Here is a 13007-nt window from a genome sequence, read left to right on the forward strand (position 1 = left end):
GACCTGAACGCACCGCACCACACCGCACCGCCGTCCCTGGCCCCAGTGGCCCGGGGCGGCGGTGCGGTGCGATACCGCGTGCCCGTCTCGCAGGTGCCTCGACCCGGGGCGTGGGGGTGCGCGCATTCTCCACCGGTTCACTCGCACGACGCTCCACGCATCGGAATCCCGCCATTTCGGATCGGTAATACCGCCCTGTCCATTGGCCAGAATCAGGGGACTGGAGGGACGTGCAGATCACTAGAATGTGCACTGTCCCGCGTGAGTTCGCATGGTCGCGAAAATAAGCGTCGCGATGGCTTTGGGGATGACGGGCGGAAAACGCGCGCATGCCGTCCAGGCCAACCGCTCCCCTTTCGGAGTCGGTCGCCCGGCATCTTCCCGATCGTATGGGGGCCGGGGCTGCTTCTACCGCTACGGTGACAGGATCTGGGTCAAGGACGAAAGTGTCGACGGTCGACGGACGGTCGTCGAGTACAGGTTCAACTACGACCGCCCCGGTGGCGAGTGCCATGCGGCCGGCGGTGCCGGTACGGTCAACGAGTGCAACGAGAATATGTGGGAGCAGGGCAAAATCAGCTTCCGTGTCGTCATTCGAAATGGCTCGGAGCCGCCGAATGCCCACGAGAGCGGTTGGAGTCCCTGGCTCAACATCGGATGAGTGGGAGTCCATGTCACCGGTGCCGCTGATGTGAGGTAGGGCCGATCGAAAGCGGCTCACCCGAAGAATCCAGCTCCCGGAATCGGGTGGCGGTCCTCCATCGGAGGGCTGCCACCCGATGTGTGTCGCCCGCTCCGGGGGGCGTCGGCGACACGGTCGAGCACGGTCCGGTCGCCACCTATGTGCTGGCGGCCGGGCCGGAGGGCAGGAGACCCTGGCCCTGTGGACATGGGTATCTCTGGTTTCGAGCCGTCCTTCCTGGTCGGGATCGACGCGGTTCGGCGGGCGCACGGGTCACGTCTGGCGGGACTCGCCGGTCAGCGGCTGACAGGGTTCGCGCTGGTGCGCTTCGCCGAGGACGGAGACTGGTTCGCCGAGTGCCCGGTGGTGCTGGACTTCGGCGGTGCCCGGGTGGAGGTCTGTCACTCGAAGCTCGACGAGCTGTCGATCGGCTGGAACACGATCGACACCACGGCGGCCGTCACCGGGTGGGAGTGGTTCGAACTGACACCTCGGTGGTCCCGGAGCGATGAACGCCTGGAACCGTTTGTCGGCCAGGAGCTGCGCGAGGTCGCGCTCCTTGAGTGGCGGCCGTCCGGCCATGACCTGGCGGCGGGAACGGTGACGGTGGAGTTCGTCTTCGCCGCGGGCCGTCTGAGGATCGTCAACGGTCTCGACGAGAACCGCTTCGAGACCGGTGCGGCTCGGCCGGATGACGTACGGCACCGGCTGGACCGTTGAGCGCTCCTGCCGGTCGCCGTGGGGAGCGGCGGGGCGGGACGGCCTGGGGGACGACCTGGAGGACGACGACCTGGAGGACGACGACCTGGGTGGACATGATCAACGGGTGGGCGGCCGGGTCGGGCGGCGGTGTCGGGGTAACACGGAAGCACCCGATATTTAGCCTGATATCCGGTATGGCGGCATGCTAGGGATCCAGACCAGGAAGTCCCGAAACAGGAGGTACATGAATATGGGTGCGACTCTTCTCCGCATGACGGCCGCGCTGGGTGCCGCGGCGGCCCTGGCTCTCTGCGGCGCCGGTGCGGCCAGTGCCGACGACACCTGGCCGGCCAGTGTGGGCAACGCGGGTATCGGCAACACGGGCGTCGGCAACGCGGGCGCCCTCAACGGGGGCGTCGGCAACGCCGGCATCGCCAACTGGGGTCTGGGCAACGCGGGCTTCGGCAACACGGGCATCGGCAGTGCCGGTATCGGCAACACGGGCCTGGGCAGCTCCGGCATCGGCAACTGAGACGGCCGCATCGCTCCGCCCGCCGCGATGTCACGCACCCGGCCCGGCCGCTGCCATCGGCGGCCGGGCCGGGTACGGGTGCGTGGCGACCACCGGCCGACCTGCTGATGAGGTGTGCGTGGCGGCGGCCGTCACCCGTTCGGCGCCGGTCGGCCGCAGGGTCGTTCCCGTGATGAGGGAGGATGCACGCCGGACCATCACAAGGGAGCGGGGGGCTACGGTGACCGAACCGGGCGCGGTGGATCTGATCCACCTGGAGGACGCGGACGGCGACCGCTGCATCGTGCGGGTCACCGGTCGCTACGAGCCCGGTGTGCCGGGCGGCCACGACATTCTCCGGGCGGATGTCCTGGTACACGCCGACTTTGTCGACGCCCGGCTGGAGCTCTTCATCCTCCCGGGCGACCTCGACGACTGGCGGCAGGAGTTGACCGACTTCGTCCCCGGAAAGAGCGCGACGCTCGGCGGGGACCGCGGGCTGATGCTCGGTATCCACAGGGAGGAGGAGTCCCCCTCGCTGTCCCTGTCGATCCACGACCCCGACCGCCTCAGCGTGGTGCTGTGGGTCCAGTCGCGGGAGGGGTGGACCGGCGAGCACCTCGACCGGCTTGAGCGGGTCCGGCGGACCTGGCCCAGCGAGTACACGGAGCCGGCCTCATGACACACGAATGGACCCGGACGCCAAGGTGAGGAAGCGACCCCCTTTCGGCATACCGAGGGAGATCATCCTGCTGGCCGGCCGACTCCCGACCGGCCGAGAGCTGGCCGGCCGGGAGTCGGCCGGCCGGGCCGTGTGGCCCTACACCTTCCGCGCCGACGGTTCGGGTGGTGGCTGCGGCAAGGTCGTGCTGCCCTCGGACACACCCGTTGAACAGGTTCAGGCGGCGGTCTTCGCATCGCTCGCGGAGACCACCCGTACCCTCCACGATGTCGGGATCGACGTCGTGTGGTCCTCCCTGGCGGACGACTCATGGGTCGGGCGCATCCGGTGTGCCGCTGTGGAGGAGCCCGGTCGGGCCGACGGGTGAGTGAAGGCGGCTGACCATCTGTCGGAGAGCGGCGACACGCGGCGACACGCGGCGGGCCCGGGCCGCGCCGGCGGGGCCCACCGAAGGCCAAGGTGTCGTCAGAGTACGGAGTGAGTCCTCACTCATTGACGGAGTGAGGACTCACTCCGTACGCTGACGGTATGACAGCACCCAGCGAGAGCCAGGCCACTCGCCGCCGTGCCCCCGGTATGTCACCGGAGCAGCGGCGCGCGATGATCATTCAGACCGCGATCCCGCTGATCGCCGAGTACGGTGCCGCAGTGACCACCGCGAAGATCGCCCGGGCCGCAGGCATCGGCGAGGGCACGATCTTCCGGGTCTTCGCCGACAAGGACGAGCTGCTCCAGGCCTGCCTGGCGGAGGCGCTCTCCCCCGAGCACGCGGTCCGCGAGCTGGGGGCGATCGAGCTGTCCCAGCCGCTGCCCGACCGGCTCGCGGAGGCGGCCCAGGCGTTGCAGGCGCATCTGTCCCGCATGGGCGTGATCGCCGGTCTGCTGCACGCCTCCGGGCATCGCGGCGGCAAGCACCCCGGCACGGTGCGCGGCGCGGGCCGCGAGGAGTCGACGATCCGGATCCGCGCGGCCCTCGTGGAGCTGCTGGAGCCCGACAGGGCCGCGCTGCGCCGGCCGCCGGAGCAGATCGCGGCCCTCTTCTTCGGGCTGCTCTTCACCCAGCCGTATCTGGAGGACGAGCCGGAGCCGACCACGCGGGAGCTGGTGGAGATCTTCCTGCACGGTGCGCTCGCGGGCGGTGCCCAGTGAGCCGCCGGGGAGCGCGCTTAGCCGCTGTGGGCCTCGCGGCCCTGGCGCCCGTCCTGGTGTGGCTGGTCGCGGACCCGGTACTGGGGCACCGGCTGCGGATCACCGACGGCGGGCGGACGGTCGACATCGGCGCGGTGCCGGTGGCACTGGCCGCGCTGCCGGCGGCCCTCGCCGGCTGGGGGCTGCTGGCCGCCCTGGAGCGGTTCGGGGTACGGAGCGCCCGTGCCGTCTGGACGGGGGCGGCCGTCACCGTACTGGCCCTGTCCTTCCTGCCGTTGACCGGCGACGGCATGGACGGCGGCACCCGGGCCGCACTGGCCCTGATGCATCTGGCGGTGGCGGCGGTGCTGATCCCGGGCCTGCGGACGCAGGACGCCGCCCCGGCGACACCGCGAGCACCGGGTCCCGGCGGAGAGCCGGGTGGCCGGGGGTGAGCCGGGTGGCCGGGGGTGAGCCGGGTGGCCGGGGGTGAGCCGTCGCCGTGCCTGGCCGTGGACGCCCCGGGCCTCAGGCGGCATTGACAGGCGCCGGGATCGGGGTCACGGTGAGGATCACTCCCGTGATCCGTGATCCGTGATCCGTGATCTGTGATCCGGGACGTCCGACCGCGATCCGAGACCCGAGAACCCGAGACCGGAGGCCGCTCCTTGACCGGTACGTCAGCACCTCGTTCGGACACCGACCTCGTCGGCCGCTTACGCGAGCTGCGTCCGCTCATCCGCTCGCACGCCGCCCGCGCGGAGCAGCGACGGCGGGTGACCGGCGAGGTGGTCGAGGCCCTCTCGGGCGCCGGGATCCACCGGATGAACGTCCCCCGCCACTACGGGGGCTACCAGACCTCGTTGCGGACCCAGGTCGACGCGCTGAGCGAGGTCACCGGGGCCTGCGGATCGGCCGGGTACATGGCGATGATCCAGGGCGGGACCTCGTTCATCGCGGCCCTCTTCCCCGACGAGGCCCAGGACGAGATCTTCACCGGTCCCGATGTACGGATCGGTGGCACGCTCGTCCCCGGCTCGAAGGCCGTTCCGGTGGACGGCGGTTATGTGGTGAACGGGAAATCCCCCTTCGCGACCGGCTGTCAGGACGCCGACTGGCATCTGCTGACCGCGCTGGACGACACCGGGGAAGGCCCGCCGGAGATGCTCTGGCTGGCGATCCCCATGGCCGAACTCACCGTGCTGGACGACTGGGACGTCACCGGTCTGACCGGGAGCGGCAGCAATACCGTCGTCGCCCGGGACGTCCGGGTGCCCGCCCGCCGGGTCCTGCCGGTGGAGCCGATGCTGGCGGGTACGTTCCCGTCGCGGCGCAACGGCGACGACCCCTTCTACCGCATGCCGGTGATGCTGCTGTTCTGCGCCTGGACGGCCGCGAACGCCCTCGGTCTGGCGCGGGCCGCCCTGACGGAGTTCGGCGAGCGCATCCATCAGCGGGGCATCACGTACACCGTCTACGAGCGCCAGCACGAGGCCCCGGTGACGCATCTCCAGTTCGCCGAGGCCTCGATGAAGGTCTCCGCCGCGGAGCTGCTCACCGCCGATGTGGTGGAGGCGATCGAGGCCAAGGCGGCCGCCGGGGAGCCGTACACCACGGAGGAGCGGGCCCGGATCAGGGCGCAGTGCGGATATCTGGCACGGCTGTGCAAGGAGGCCGCCGATCTGATCGGGTCCGCTTCGGGTGCCTCGTCCCTGCACCGGGAGGCGCCGATCCAGCGGATCGTACGGGATCTGAACGCCCTGAACCTCCACTCGTACGTCAACCCGGCCGCCAATCTGGAGCTGTACGGCCGAGTGCTGTCAGGGGTCGACGCCGGAACGCCCTTCCTCTAGGAGGTGCTCCGGTAGGACGTGCTCCGGTCGCGCGCCGGTGGCCCGGGAGCGGGTCGGTCGACCAGGGTGAGGACGACCTCGTCGATCTCCTCGCCCCGTGCGTTCGCGAAGCCGCGCTCCTGGCCGGTCACCAGGAATCCGCACTTCTCCAGCACCCGGATCGACCCGCCGTTGTCCGCGGCGGCCCGGGCCTGGAGCGGACGCTCCGGAACGGTGTCGAGGAGCTGCCGCAGCGCGGCGGTGGCCACACCGCGGCCCCAGTGCTCCCGCCCGATCCAGTAGGTGACCTCGCGCTCCCCGGGCGGACCGAACACGGCCACATGCCCGATGGCCTCGCCGCCCGCCGCCACGACGGTGCGTGCGACGACCGCCGGATCCCGGCGTATCCGCGCCCAGTGGGCGTCGAAGCGAGTACGGTCCGACGGGTCATCGGCGGTGAAGGCCGCCATCCGGACCGCCTGCGGATCGTTCCCGTGGGCGTAGAAGACGGCCAGGTCACCGTCGCGTACCTCGCGCAGCGATACGTTCATCACAACCTCCCCCGGCCCTTATCGGTGAGCCGTCGACCCACTCTCCCACCCGGGTCTGACAACGGGCGGTCGGTGATCGCCGGAGGACGACGGACCCGCCCGTACCGCGCCCTCCCTACCGCTCCTCGGTGGTCCGTGCGTAGTGCTCGGCGATCTCATCACTGGTGGCCGGCCACACCCCCGGGTGGTTCACCACATAGGCGAGTGCCTCGTCCAGATAGCGGCTCCGGAACGGCTGCCCGATGACGAAGGGGTGCAGGGCCAGGGCCATCACCCTGCCGCTGTCGGGGGTGGCGTCGGCGTGCAGCCGGTCCAGTTGGTCCTTGACGATCCGGACGAACTCGGGTCCGGTCATGCCCTTGCTGACGAACAGGCCGATGTCATTGAGTTCGACGGAGTACGGGACGCTGAGCATCCCGGGGACATTCAGCCGGTACGGCTGGTCGTCGTTGGTCCAGTCGAGGACATAGTCCAGGCCCAGGCGGGCGAGGAGTTCCGGGGTACGGAGGGTCTCGGTGAGCGCCGGGCCCATCCAGCCGCGCGGGCGGTGGCCGGTGGTGCGCTCGATGGTGCGGACGATCTCGGTCAGGGTACGGAGTTCCTCGTCCGGCGCCAGACCGGTGTGGAAGGTCGAGTTGTTCCTGCCATGGGCGACCCAGGCCCAGTCCCGGGCCCGCCCGGCGTCCACGATCTGCGGATACCGCTCGGCGGCCTCGGAGTTGAGCAGCGCGCTCGCCCGGATCCCGTACCGGTCGAGGCTCTCGATCACCCGCCAGACGCCCACCCGGGGGCCGTAGTCCCGCCAGCCGTAGTTCAGCGGGTCGGGGACCAGCTCGGCGGTGCCGGGAAAGGTGCTGGTCGAGGGGCGGTCGAGCCGGTAGTGCTCGATGTTCAGCCCCACATAGAAGGCGACCCGGGCGCCGCCGGGCCAGCGGACCGGTCCCCGTTCCACGATCGGGCTGTAGTCGTAGAGCCGCTGTTCCATGACCGCACACACCTCGTCCCTGTTCCGCCCGTCCAGGGCGGTGACGCCGTTCGTCCGGTTCCTAGACTCGAACCCTCACATCAATGTGAGGGTCAACCCGCCCGGACATGAGGTGGATCACATGCGTATCGGGGAACTGTCGGACCGCACCGGGACCCCCCGGCGGCTGTTGCGCTATTACGAGGAGCGGGGCCTGATCGTGGCCGACCGCTCCGCCAACGGCTATCGGGAGTACGACGAGCGGTATGTGGACCGGGTCCGCCAGATCCGGGGGCTCCTTGAGGCGGGGCTGCCCACGCGGGTCATCCGGCGGGTGCTGCCCTGTCTGGACTCGCCGGGGACGATCCACTTCCCGAATCCGACGCCGGAGCTGCTGGCCACCCTGGAACAGGAACGCGACCGGATGACGGAACGTATCGCCGTCCTGGTCCGCAACCGCGATGCGATAGCCGCGTATGTGGACGCGGTCCGCCGCGAGGACCGGGCCTCGGCGGCGCGCTCCGTACCCGGCCCGGCGGGGTCTGCCCCTGGCCCGGCGGCCGGCTCCGTACCCGGCGGGCGTGCTGCCGGGTGATATGCAACCCCTCGTCCACCCCGGAAGTCTCAGCAGGCGCACCGGCGGTCCCGTCGGCGCGTGCGGGCGATCACCGCGTGCGAACCAGCCCTTGGTCCGAAAGGCTGATCCATGAACTTCCGACGACCGGCTCGTGGGTTCCTTCTTGCCACCGCCGTCCTGGCCGCCGCCGCACTGACCGTGCCACCGGCGGTCGCCGCCCCGGCCGGGGCCGCCGCCTCCTTCCGTCCCCCCGCCGCGAAGAAGTCCCCCGCCGGGCCGGAGGACTTCAACGGCGACGGCATCCGCGATCTCGCCGTCGCCGCCCCGGGCGGCACCGCGGGCACGGTGGCCGGGGCCGGCACCGTCTCCGTGCTCCTCGGGTCGAGGACCGAACCCGTCACCGCCCGGAAGCAGACGTTCCATCAGGATTCCCCGGGCGTCCCCGGCACCGCCCGGAGCGGTGACCGGTTCGGTTCCGCCCTGGCCTCGGCCGATCTGGACCGGGACGGGTACGCCGATCTCGTCGTGGGCGCCTACCTCGACGCCACCACCGTCGAGCGCGCCGGCTCCCTCACCGTCCTCTGGGGCGGACCGCAGGGGCTCTCCGGCGGGGCGAGCCTGCTGGAGGGCAGCAGGGCCTGGCTCGGTAGATCCGTGGCGGTGGGCGACTTCGACGGGGACGGCGACCCCGACGTGGCCGTCAGCGACGACGTCACCGATGTACGGGTGCTGTCCGGCCCGTTCCAGCGGGACGGCTCCGCCGCCGGATTCTCCCCGGTCGTGGCGGATACGGCCTATCGCATCACCGATCTCGCCGCCGGGGACGTCGACGGCGACGGCCGCGCCGACCTCGCCGCCACGCGCCAGCACACCGACATGATGGAATCGCCCGAGACCGCCGTCTGGACGGGCGGCGCGCAGGGTCTTTCCGGCGCCCCGAAGGCGCTCAGGGGGAGCATCGGCGATCCGTGGGTGCCGGGCGGCGACAGCCTCGACATCGGTGACATCGACCGGGACGGCTACGCCGATATCGTCGTCGGGCGGGACGACTTCCGCGAGTCCGACCCTCCTCGGGGCGGCGGTCAGATCGGCGTCTTCCCGGGGTCGGCGAGCGGCCCGGCGGATTCCCGCTACACCACACTCACCCAGGAGTCCCCGGGGGTCCCGGGCTCCTCCGCCTACCGTGACTTCTTCGGCTCCGGGGTCACGGTGGCCGATGTCGACGGTGACGGTTACGGGGATGTCGCCACCGGCATCCCCGGCAAGCGGGTCGGTACGCTCGGCGGCGGCGCCGGCGCCGTGATGGTGCTGCGCGGCTCCGCCAGGGGCCTCACCGGCACCGGTGCCCAGGTGTTCACCCAGGACACCCCGGGTGTCCCCGGCGTCGCCGAGACGGGCGACCGCTTCGGCTTCACCCCCCGGCTCAGCGACCTGAACGGCGACGGCCACCCGGAACTCGCCGTCGGCGGCCCCGGTGAGAACAGCGGCGCCGGATCGGTGTGGATCCTCAAGGGCACGGGCAGGGGACCGACCGCCACCGGGGCCACCACCTTCGGCCATGGCACCCTGGGCACCCCCGCCGCCGCCGACAGCCTGCTGGGCCATGCCTTCAACAACGCCGCCAGCCATACATACCTCTTCTGAGGGCATCCGTACCCTGCCCGTAACCCGCTGGGAGAACCGCGACTTCTCCCGTATACAGTGGGAAAATCTTGCAATCTTCAACCAAGTGGGGGACTTGACATGGGACTCTTCGGAAGCGCCCACCCGATCGACCCGGCACAGGCGCAGCAGGACTATGTCCGGCTGCTCGGCCAGGGTGAGCAGGTGCACGCGGCCTATCTGCTGGTGCGGGACACGATCCTGCTCACGGACCGCAGGCTCATCTTCATCGACAAGCAGGGCATCACCGGCAAGAAGACGGAGTACCACTCGGTCCCGTACCGGAGCATCACCCACTTCTCGGTGGAGACGGCGGGCACCTTCGACCTCGACGCCGAGCTGAAGCTCTGGATCTCCGGCAACCCGGTGCCGATCGAGAAGACCTTCACCAAGGGTGTCGACATCTACGAGGTCCAGGCGATCCTGTCGCACTTCACCGCGCGCTGATCCGCCCCGAGCTGCCCCCGCCGCCTCCGGGACTCTGCTACCGGAGGCGGCGGGCCCGGCTCGACCCCCCCCCGGGGGCCCGGCTCGACCCCCCGGGGCTGCGGGGCAGCCCCGGGGTGACCGTCGCGTCCGGTACCGCCCGGCTACTCCCCGAACTGTGCGCTCATGGGCAGCTCAAGCGCCCCGGCCGTGCCGATACCGCCCTTGCCCGCGGGCAGCAGCACACTGGTGGGCCAGCCCTCGCCGACCGCCAGATCGGCGTCACCGTCCCGGTCGATGTCGCGCAGGGTCACAAACATCGCGAACCCGGTGTACTCACGGGCTTCCCCCGGCACCCCCGCCGTGGCCCGGGTGAACCACCACGAGCCCGTGCCGGTCAGGCCCTTCTTCCCGCCGCGCAGCACATGCACCCCGCCGGCGCTCTTCTCCTTGCCGACCTTCTCGTTCGGCGCGCCGACGGCGAGGTCCCCGTACCCGTCCCGGTTGAAGTCGCCCTTCGCCAGCTCCTCACCGAAGCTGTCGGCATAACCACCCGCGTCGCCGCGGCTGCCCGGGATGCCCGGACTCTTCTGCGTGATGGTCTTCTTCCTGGTGCCGGGCCCCTTCGCGGTCCCGTAGACCACGGTGAAACCCTCGTGGTCCGGGACCGCGTAGTCGCGGAAGCCGTCGCCGTCGAAGTCGTCCGCAGCTGCGGCGGGCCTGGCCGGCGCGGCGAGCGCCGGACCGGTGGAGAGGCCGAGCAGTCCGCCCATGAGCGCGGTGGCGGTGGCCGACGCGAGGGTGAGACGGAGGTTCTTGCGTCTGTACAAGCGGATCTCCTGAGCTGCGCGGGGCCCATCGGGGCTCCCGCGGGGGACTGATGCCCCTGTCCAGGGCGGAAGCCATGACGGACGGAAGCGGGGGCAAGACTTCCGGCGGCCGGGAAGGGGTTGCCGCCGGGAGACCGTGATCCGCCTCATGGGGGTGGCCCGGTGTTCCGCCCGCTTCCGGGCGGGCCGCAGGGCAGGCCGGGTTACGGGGGCGGGGCGCCGCCGGGCTGGGCAGGGAGGTCCTCGGTGGCCGGAATCCTGGTGGTCAACAGGGCATCACCTGGGGGAAGTTGGATCGCCGAGGCGTCGACGGCTACCGTGACCCGATCTCGACCCCGGACCCTTCCGAAGGCGGAACCCACCGATGACCTCTGTTCCGATACGGCCGGGATCCGTCCGGCGCCGGTGGCTGCCCGCCGTACTGGGAGTGGCCGCCCTGCTGGCATCCACGGCGGGCTGTGCCACGGCGGACGGGGAACACCATGACTCCCCGAAGAAGCCGGGCGCGGCGCCGTCCGGTCCGGCGGATCCCTCCGGCCCCTCCGAGGCGGCCGGTCCGTCGAAGGGGGCCGAGGCGGCCCGGGCGGACCACCGGCTCGGGAAGCAGGTGGCGCGCGCCGTCCGCAATACCGCGCGGGCGTCGTCCCTGATCGCCCGCGCCGACGGCAGCGGCGGCCGGACCACCCTGGTCCGGATGGATCAGGAGGGCCGCTGCTTCGGCCGTCACCAGGAGAAAGGCGGCTCGACCGACATCCGTCAGCTGTCCGGGGCCTTCTACATCCGAGTGGACGCCGAGGCCATCCGTGAGGCCGACCGCCCCGACTGGTCCCCCGCCTCCATCGAGGAGAAGGTCACCGGGTTCGCGGGCCGCTGGATGCGGGTGGACCCCCGGTTGAAGGCCTTCCAGGGGCTCGCCCGCTCCTGTGACCTCGCCCATCTCGGCGACCGGCTCGACGAGGTGGCGCGCGGTCTCGAAGAGCGGCAGCCGGACTTCCGGGATCTGCGGCGGGAGGAGAGCGTCTTCCGGGGGAAGCCCGCCGTCAAGGTGACCATTCCCCGGCTGGAGAGCGTGCTCGTGATGTCCACCGGGCGCGAGCCCTATCTGGTGAGGATGGACAACGGCTCGCGGAACCGTGTCTTCTTCGGGGACTTCGACGCACGGGTGGTGGTCGGGCACCCCGCTGCGGAGGAGCTGCGGAGCGTCGTGGAGTTCATGGAGTGAGGTCCGGGGCCCTGAGGCCGACCGCCTGATGCCTGACATGTGATGCCTGCCTGACGCCTGGGCCCGGGGCGGAGGCCGGCACCCTGCTGCCACGCCGGCACCCCGGTCCGGCTCACCGGAGGACCGGGTCCCCCTCTTCATCGGGAGCCCGCCACCCTTTATGGTGTAATGCATGAACGTCGCACATGGCCCTTACCTTATCGAGTCGGGAGTGCCCTCCGTGGAGGTCTTCCGGCGGCTGCGCACCGATGCCGGACTCTCCGACAAGCACCCCGACGCCGTCGCGCTCGCCCTGCCGAACACCTGGTACGGCGTGGTGCTCCGGCACGGCGACGAACCGATCGGCATGGGGCGCGTCATCGGCGACGGCGGCACCGCCTTCCAGATCGTCGACATCTGTGTGCACCCCGCACACCAGGGCCGGGGTCTCGGCCGGCGCATCATGGCCGCTCTGATGGACGAGCTGAGGCGCAGGGCACCCGCGACCGCGTATGTCTCGCTGATCGCGGACGGTGAGGCGCGCTACCTCTATGAGAAGTTCGGCTTCGCCGAGACCACCCGCCACAACTCGATCGGTATGTACTGGACGGCCGATGCCCCCGCGCCCGCGGACGACGGGGATGTAGCGTCGCGATCATGAATTTACTGAACGGCGGAATGACCGACCAGGCGCCGGCTGATCCGGCGGCCACCGAGGACATGCTGGTCAACCAGCCCATCGGCTACTGGAGCGGCCGCGCCCACGAGGTGGTGACCCGGCATCTGCGGGACGCCATGGCCAGGATCGATGTCACCCAGCCCCAGTACTGGGTGCTCAACCGGGTGACCAGCGGGCCCACGGCGCCCAGCCGTGACGAGGTGGCCGCCCAGCTGACCCCCCTCGCGGGCGGGGAGTGCGAGATCCCCCGGGTCGTCGACCAGTTGCTCCACCGGGGCTGGCTGAGGACCGACGCCGAGCGGAACCTCCACCTCACCGAGGCGGGCGAGGCCGCCAGGGCCGAGCTGCGCGGGCTGGTCACGGAGATACGCGCCGAGGTCCACCAGGGCATCAGCGACGAGGAGTATGTGGCCGCGCTCAAGGTGCTGCGCACAATGATCGCCAACGTCGAGGGAGACGGGGGAGACGGGGGAGACGGCGGGGGGTCCTAGGGAGTGTCTTCAAAGTAGCGTCGTTCGCCCGGAGGGCGGGCCGGGCGGGGTCTGGTGCGTGCAATCGCAAGGCGGAGGAGGGAGTCCAT

The 13007-nt window shown here is 71.0% G+C and carries 17 protein-coding genes; 14 read left to right on the forward strand and 3 right to left on the reverse strand.

Annotated elements, in window-relative coordinates; all coding sequences use genetic code 11:
• Positions 1–271: 271 nt before the first annotated feature.
• The 8 genes from ABT354_RS36865 (at position 272) to ABT354_RS36900 (ending at position 5558) form a co-directional block, all read left to right on the forward strand.
• Positions 272–661, forward strand: a complete 390-nt coding sequence (locus ABT354_RS36865; RefSeq protein WP_351502202.1) for a hypothetical protein — start codon at positions 272–274, stop codon at positions 659–661.
• Between the two features lie 228 nt (positions 662–889).
• Positions 890–1402 carry a hypothetical protein gene (locus tag ABT354_RS36870; protein ID WP_351502204.1) on the forward strand — a complete coding sequence of 171 codons (513 nt, stop codon included), beginning with the start codon at positions 890–892 and terminating at the stop codon, positions 1400–1402.
• A gap of 232 nt (positions 1403–1634) precedes the next feature.
• Positions 1635–1916: a hypothetical protein gene (locus tag ABT354_RS36875; protein ID WP_351502206.1), complete on the forward strand. Its 282-nt coding sequence runs from the start codon at positions 1635–1637 to the stop codon at positions 1914–1916.
• A gap of 220 nt (positions 1917–2136) precedes the next feature.
• The gene (locus tag ABT354_RS36880; RefSeq protein WP_351502208.1) at positions 2137–2577 is read left to right on the forward strand and encodes a DUF5959 family protein; all 441 of its coding nucleotides are present in this window, start codon (positions 2137–2139) and stop codon (positions 2575–2577) included.
• Positions 2578–2602: 25 nt separating this feature from the next.
• Positions 2603–2944 carry a hypothetical protein gene (locus tag ABT354_RS36885; RefSeq protein ID WP_351502210.1) on the forward strand — a complete coding sequence of 114 codons (342 nt, stop codon included), beginning with the start codon at positions 2603–2605 and terminating at the stop codon, positions 2942–2944.
• Positions 2945–3105: 161 nt separating this feature from the next.
• Positions 3106–3726, forward strand: coding sequence for a TetR/AcrR family transcriptional regulator (locus ABT354_RS36890; protein WP_502983574.1), 621 nt, complete (start codon positions 3106–3108; stop codon positions 3724–3726).
• Positions 3727–3752: 26 nt separating this feature from the next.
• On the forward strand, positions 3753–4160 hold the full coding sequence (locus ABT354_RS36895) for a DUF6069 family protein (RefSeq protein ID WP_502983575.1): 408 nt from the start codon (positions 3753–3755) through the stop codon (positions 4158–4160).
• A 213-nt stretch (positions 4161–4373) separates the two neighbouring features.
• Positions 4374–5558, forward strand: a complete 1185-nt coding sequence (locus ABT354_RS36900; RefSeq protein WP_351502214.1) for a flavin-dependent monooxygenase — start codon at positions 4374–4376, stop codon at positions 5556–5558.
• On the opposite strand, the gene ABT354_RS36905 is transcribed toward ABT354_RS36900, so the two are convergent.
• Together ABT354_RS36905 and ABT354_RS36910 are read right to left on the reverse strand one after the other, a co-directional pair.
• Positions 5555–6088 (reverse strand): GNAT family N-acetyltransferase, encoded by a 534-nt coding sequence (locus ABT354_RS36905; protein ID WP_351502216.1) that lies wholly within the window; start codon positions 6086–6088, stop codon positions 5555–5557. The two genes, ABT354_RS36900 and ABT354_RS36905, sit on opposite strands and share 4 nt — an antisense overlap.
• Before the next feature lie 115 nt (positions 6089–6203).
• Complete coding sequence (locus ABT354_RS36910) at positions 6204–7073, reverse strand: polysaccharide deacetylase family protein (RefSeq protein ID WP_351502218.1); 870 nt, start codon at positions 7071–7073, stop codon at positions 6204–6206.
• A 121-nt stretch (positions 7074–7194) separates the two neighbouring features.
• Between ABT354_RS36910 and ABT354_RS36915 the strand changes: the two genes are divergently transcribed.
• The 3 genes from ABT354_RS36915 to ABT354_RS36925 all read left to right on the forward strand — a co-directional run bounded on the left by ABT354_RS36915 (position 7195) and on the right by ABT354_RS36925 (position 9738).
• Complete coding sequence (locus ABT354_RS36915; protein ID WP_351502220.1) at positions 7195–7647, forward strand: MerR family transcriptional regulator; 453 nt, start codon at positions 7195–7197, stop codon at positions 7645–7647.
• Between the two features lie 111 nt (positions 7648–7758).
• Positions 7759–9273 (forward strand): VCBS repeat-containing protein, encoded by a 1515-nt coding sequence (locus ABT354_RS36920; protein ID WP_351502222.1) that lies wholly within the window; start codon positions 7759–7761, stop codon positions 9271–9273.
• Between the two features lie 99 nt (positions 9274–9372).
• The gene (locus ABT354_RS36925; protein ID WP_351502224.1) at positions 9373–9738 is read left to right on the forward strand and encodes a PH domain-containing protein; all 366 of its coding nucleotides are present in this window, start codon (positions 9373–9375) and stop codon (positions 9736–9738) included.
• A gap of 143 nt (positions 9739–9881) precedes the next feature.
• Here the strand turns inward: ABT354_RS36925 and ABT354_RS36930 are convergent, their stop codons facing one another.
• The gene (locus ABT354_RS36930; RefSeq protein WP_351502226.1) at positions 9882–10547 is read right to left on the reverse strand and encodes an FG-GAP repeat protein; all 666 of its coding nucleotides are present in this window, start codon (positions 10545–10547) and stop codon (positions 9882–9884) included.
• 364 nt (positions 10548–10911) lie between these two features.
• On the opposite strand from ABT354_RS36930, the gene ABT354_RS36935 reads away from it, so the two are divergent.
• The 3 genes from ABT354_RS36935 (at position 10912) to ABT354_RS36945 (ending at position 12918) form a co-directional block, all read left to right on the forward strand.
• On the forward strand, positions 10912–11769 hold the full coding sequence (locus ABT354_RS36935) for a hypothetical protein (protein ID WP_351502228.1): 858 nt from the start codon (positions 10912–10914) through the stop codon (positions 11767–11769).
• Positions 11770–11941: 172 nt separating this feature from the next.
• Complete coding sequence (locus tag ABT354_RS36940) at positions 11942–12409, forward strand: GNAT family N-acetyltransferase (RefSeq protein ID WP_351502230.1); 468 nt, start codon at positions 11942–11944, stop codon at positions 12407–12409.
• A complete protein-coding gene (locus ABT354_RS36945; protein ID WP_351502232.1) occupies positions 12406–12918 on the forward strand; it encodes a MarR family winged helix-turn-helix transcriptional regulator in 513 nt (170 codons plus the stop codon). The genes ABT354_RS36940 and ABT354_RS36945 overlap by 4 nt, the downstream gene beginning before the upstream one ends.
• Positions 12919–13007: the final 89 nt, after the last annotated feature.

This window comes from Streptomyces sp. NPDC000594, assembly GCF_040299965.1.
In the GTDB taxonomy this organism is placed as follows: domain Bacteria; phylum Actinomycetota; class Actinomycetes; order Streptomycetales; family Streptomycetaceae; genus Streptomyces.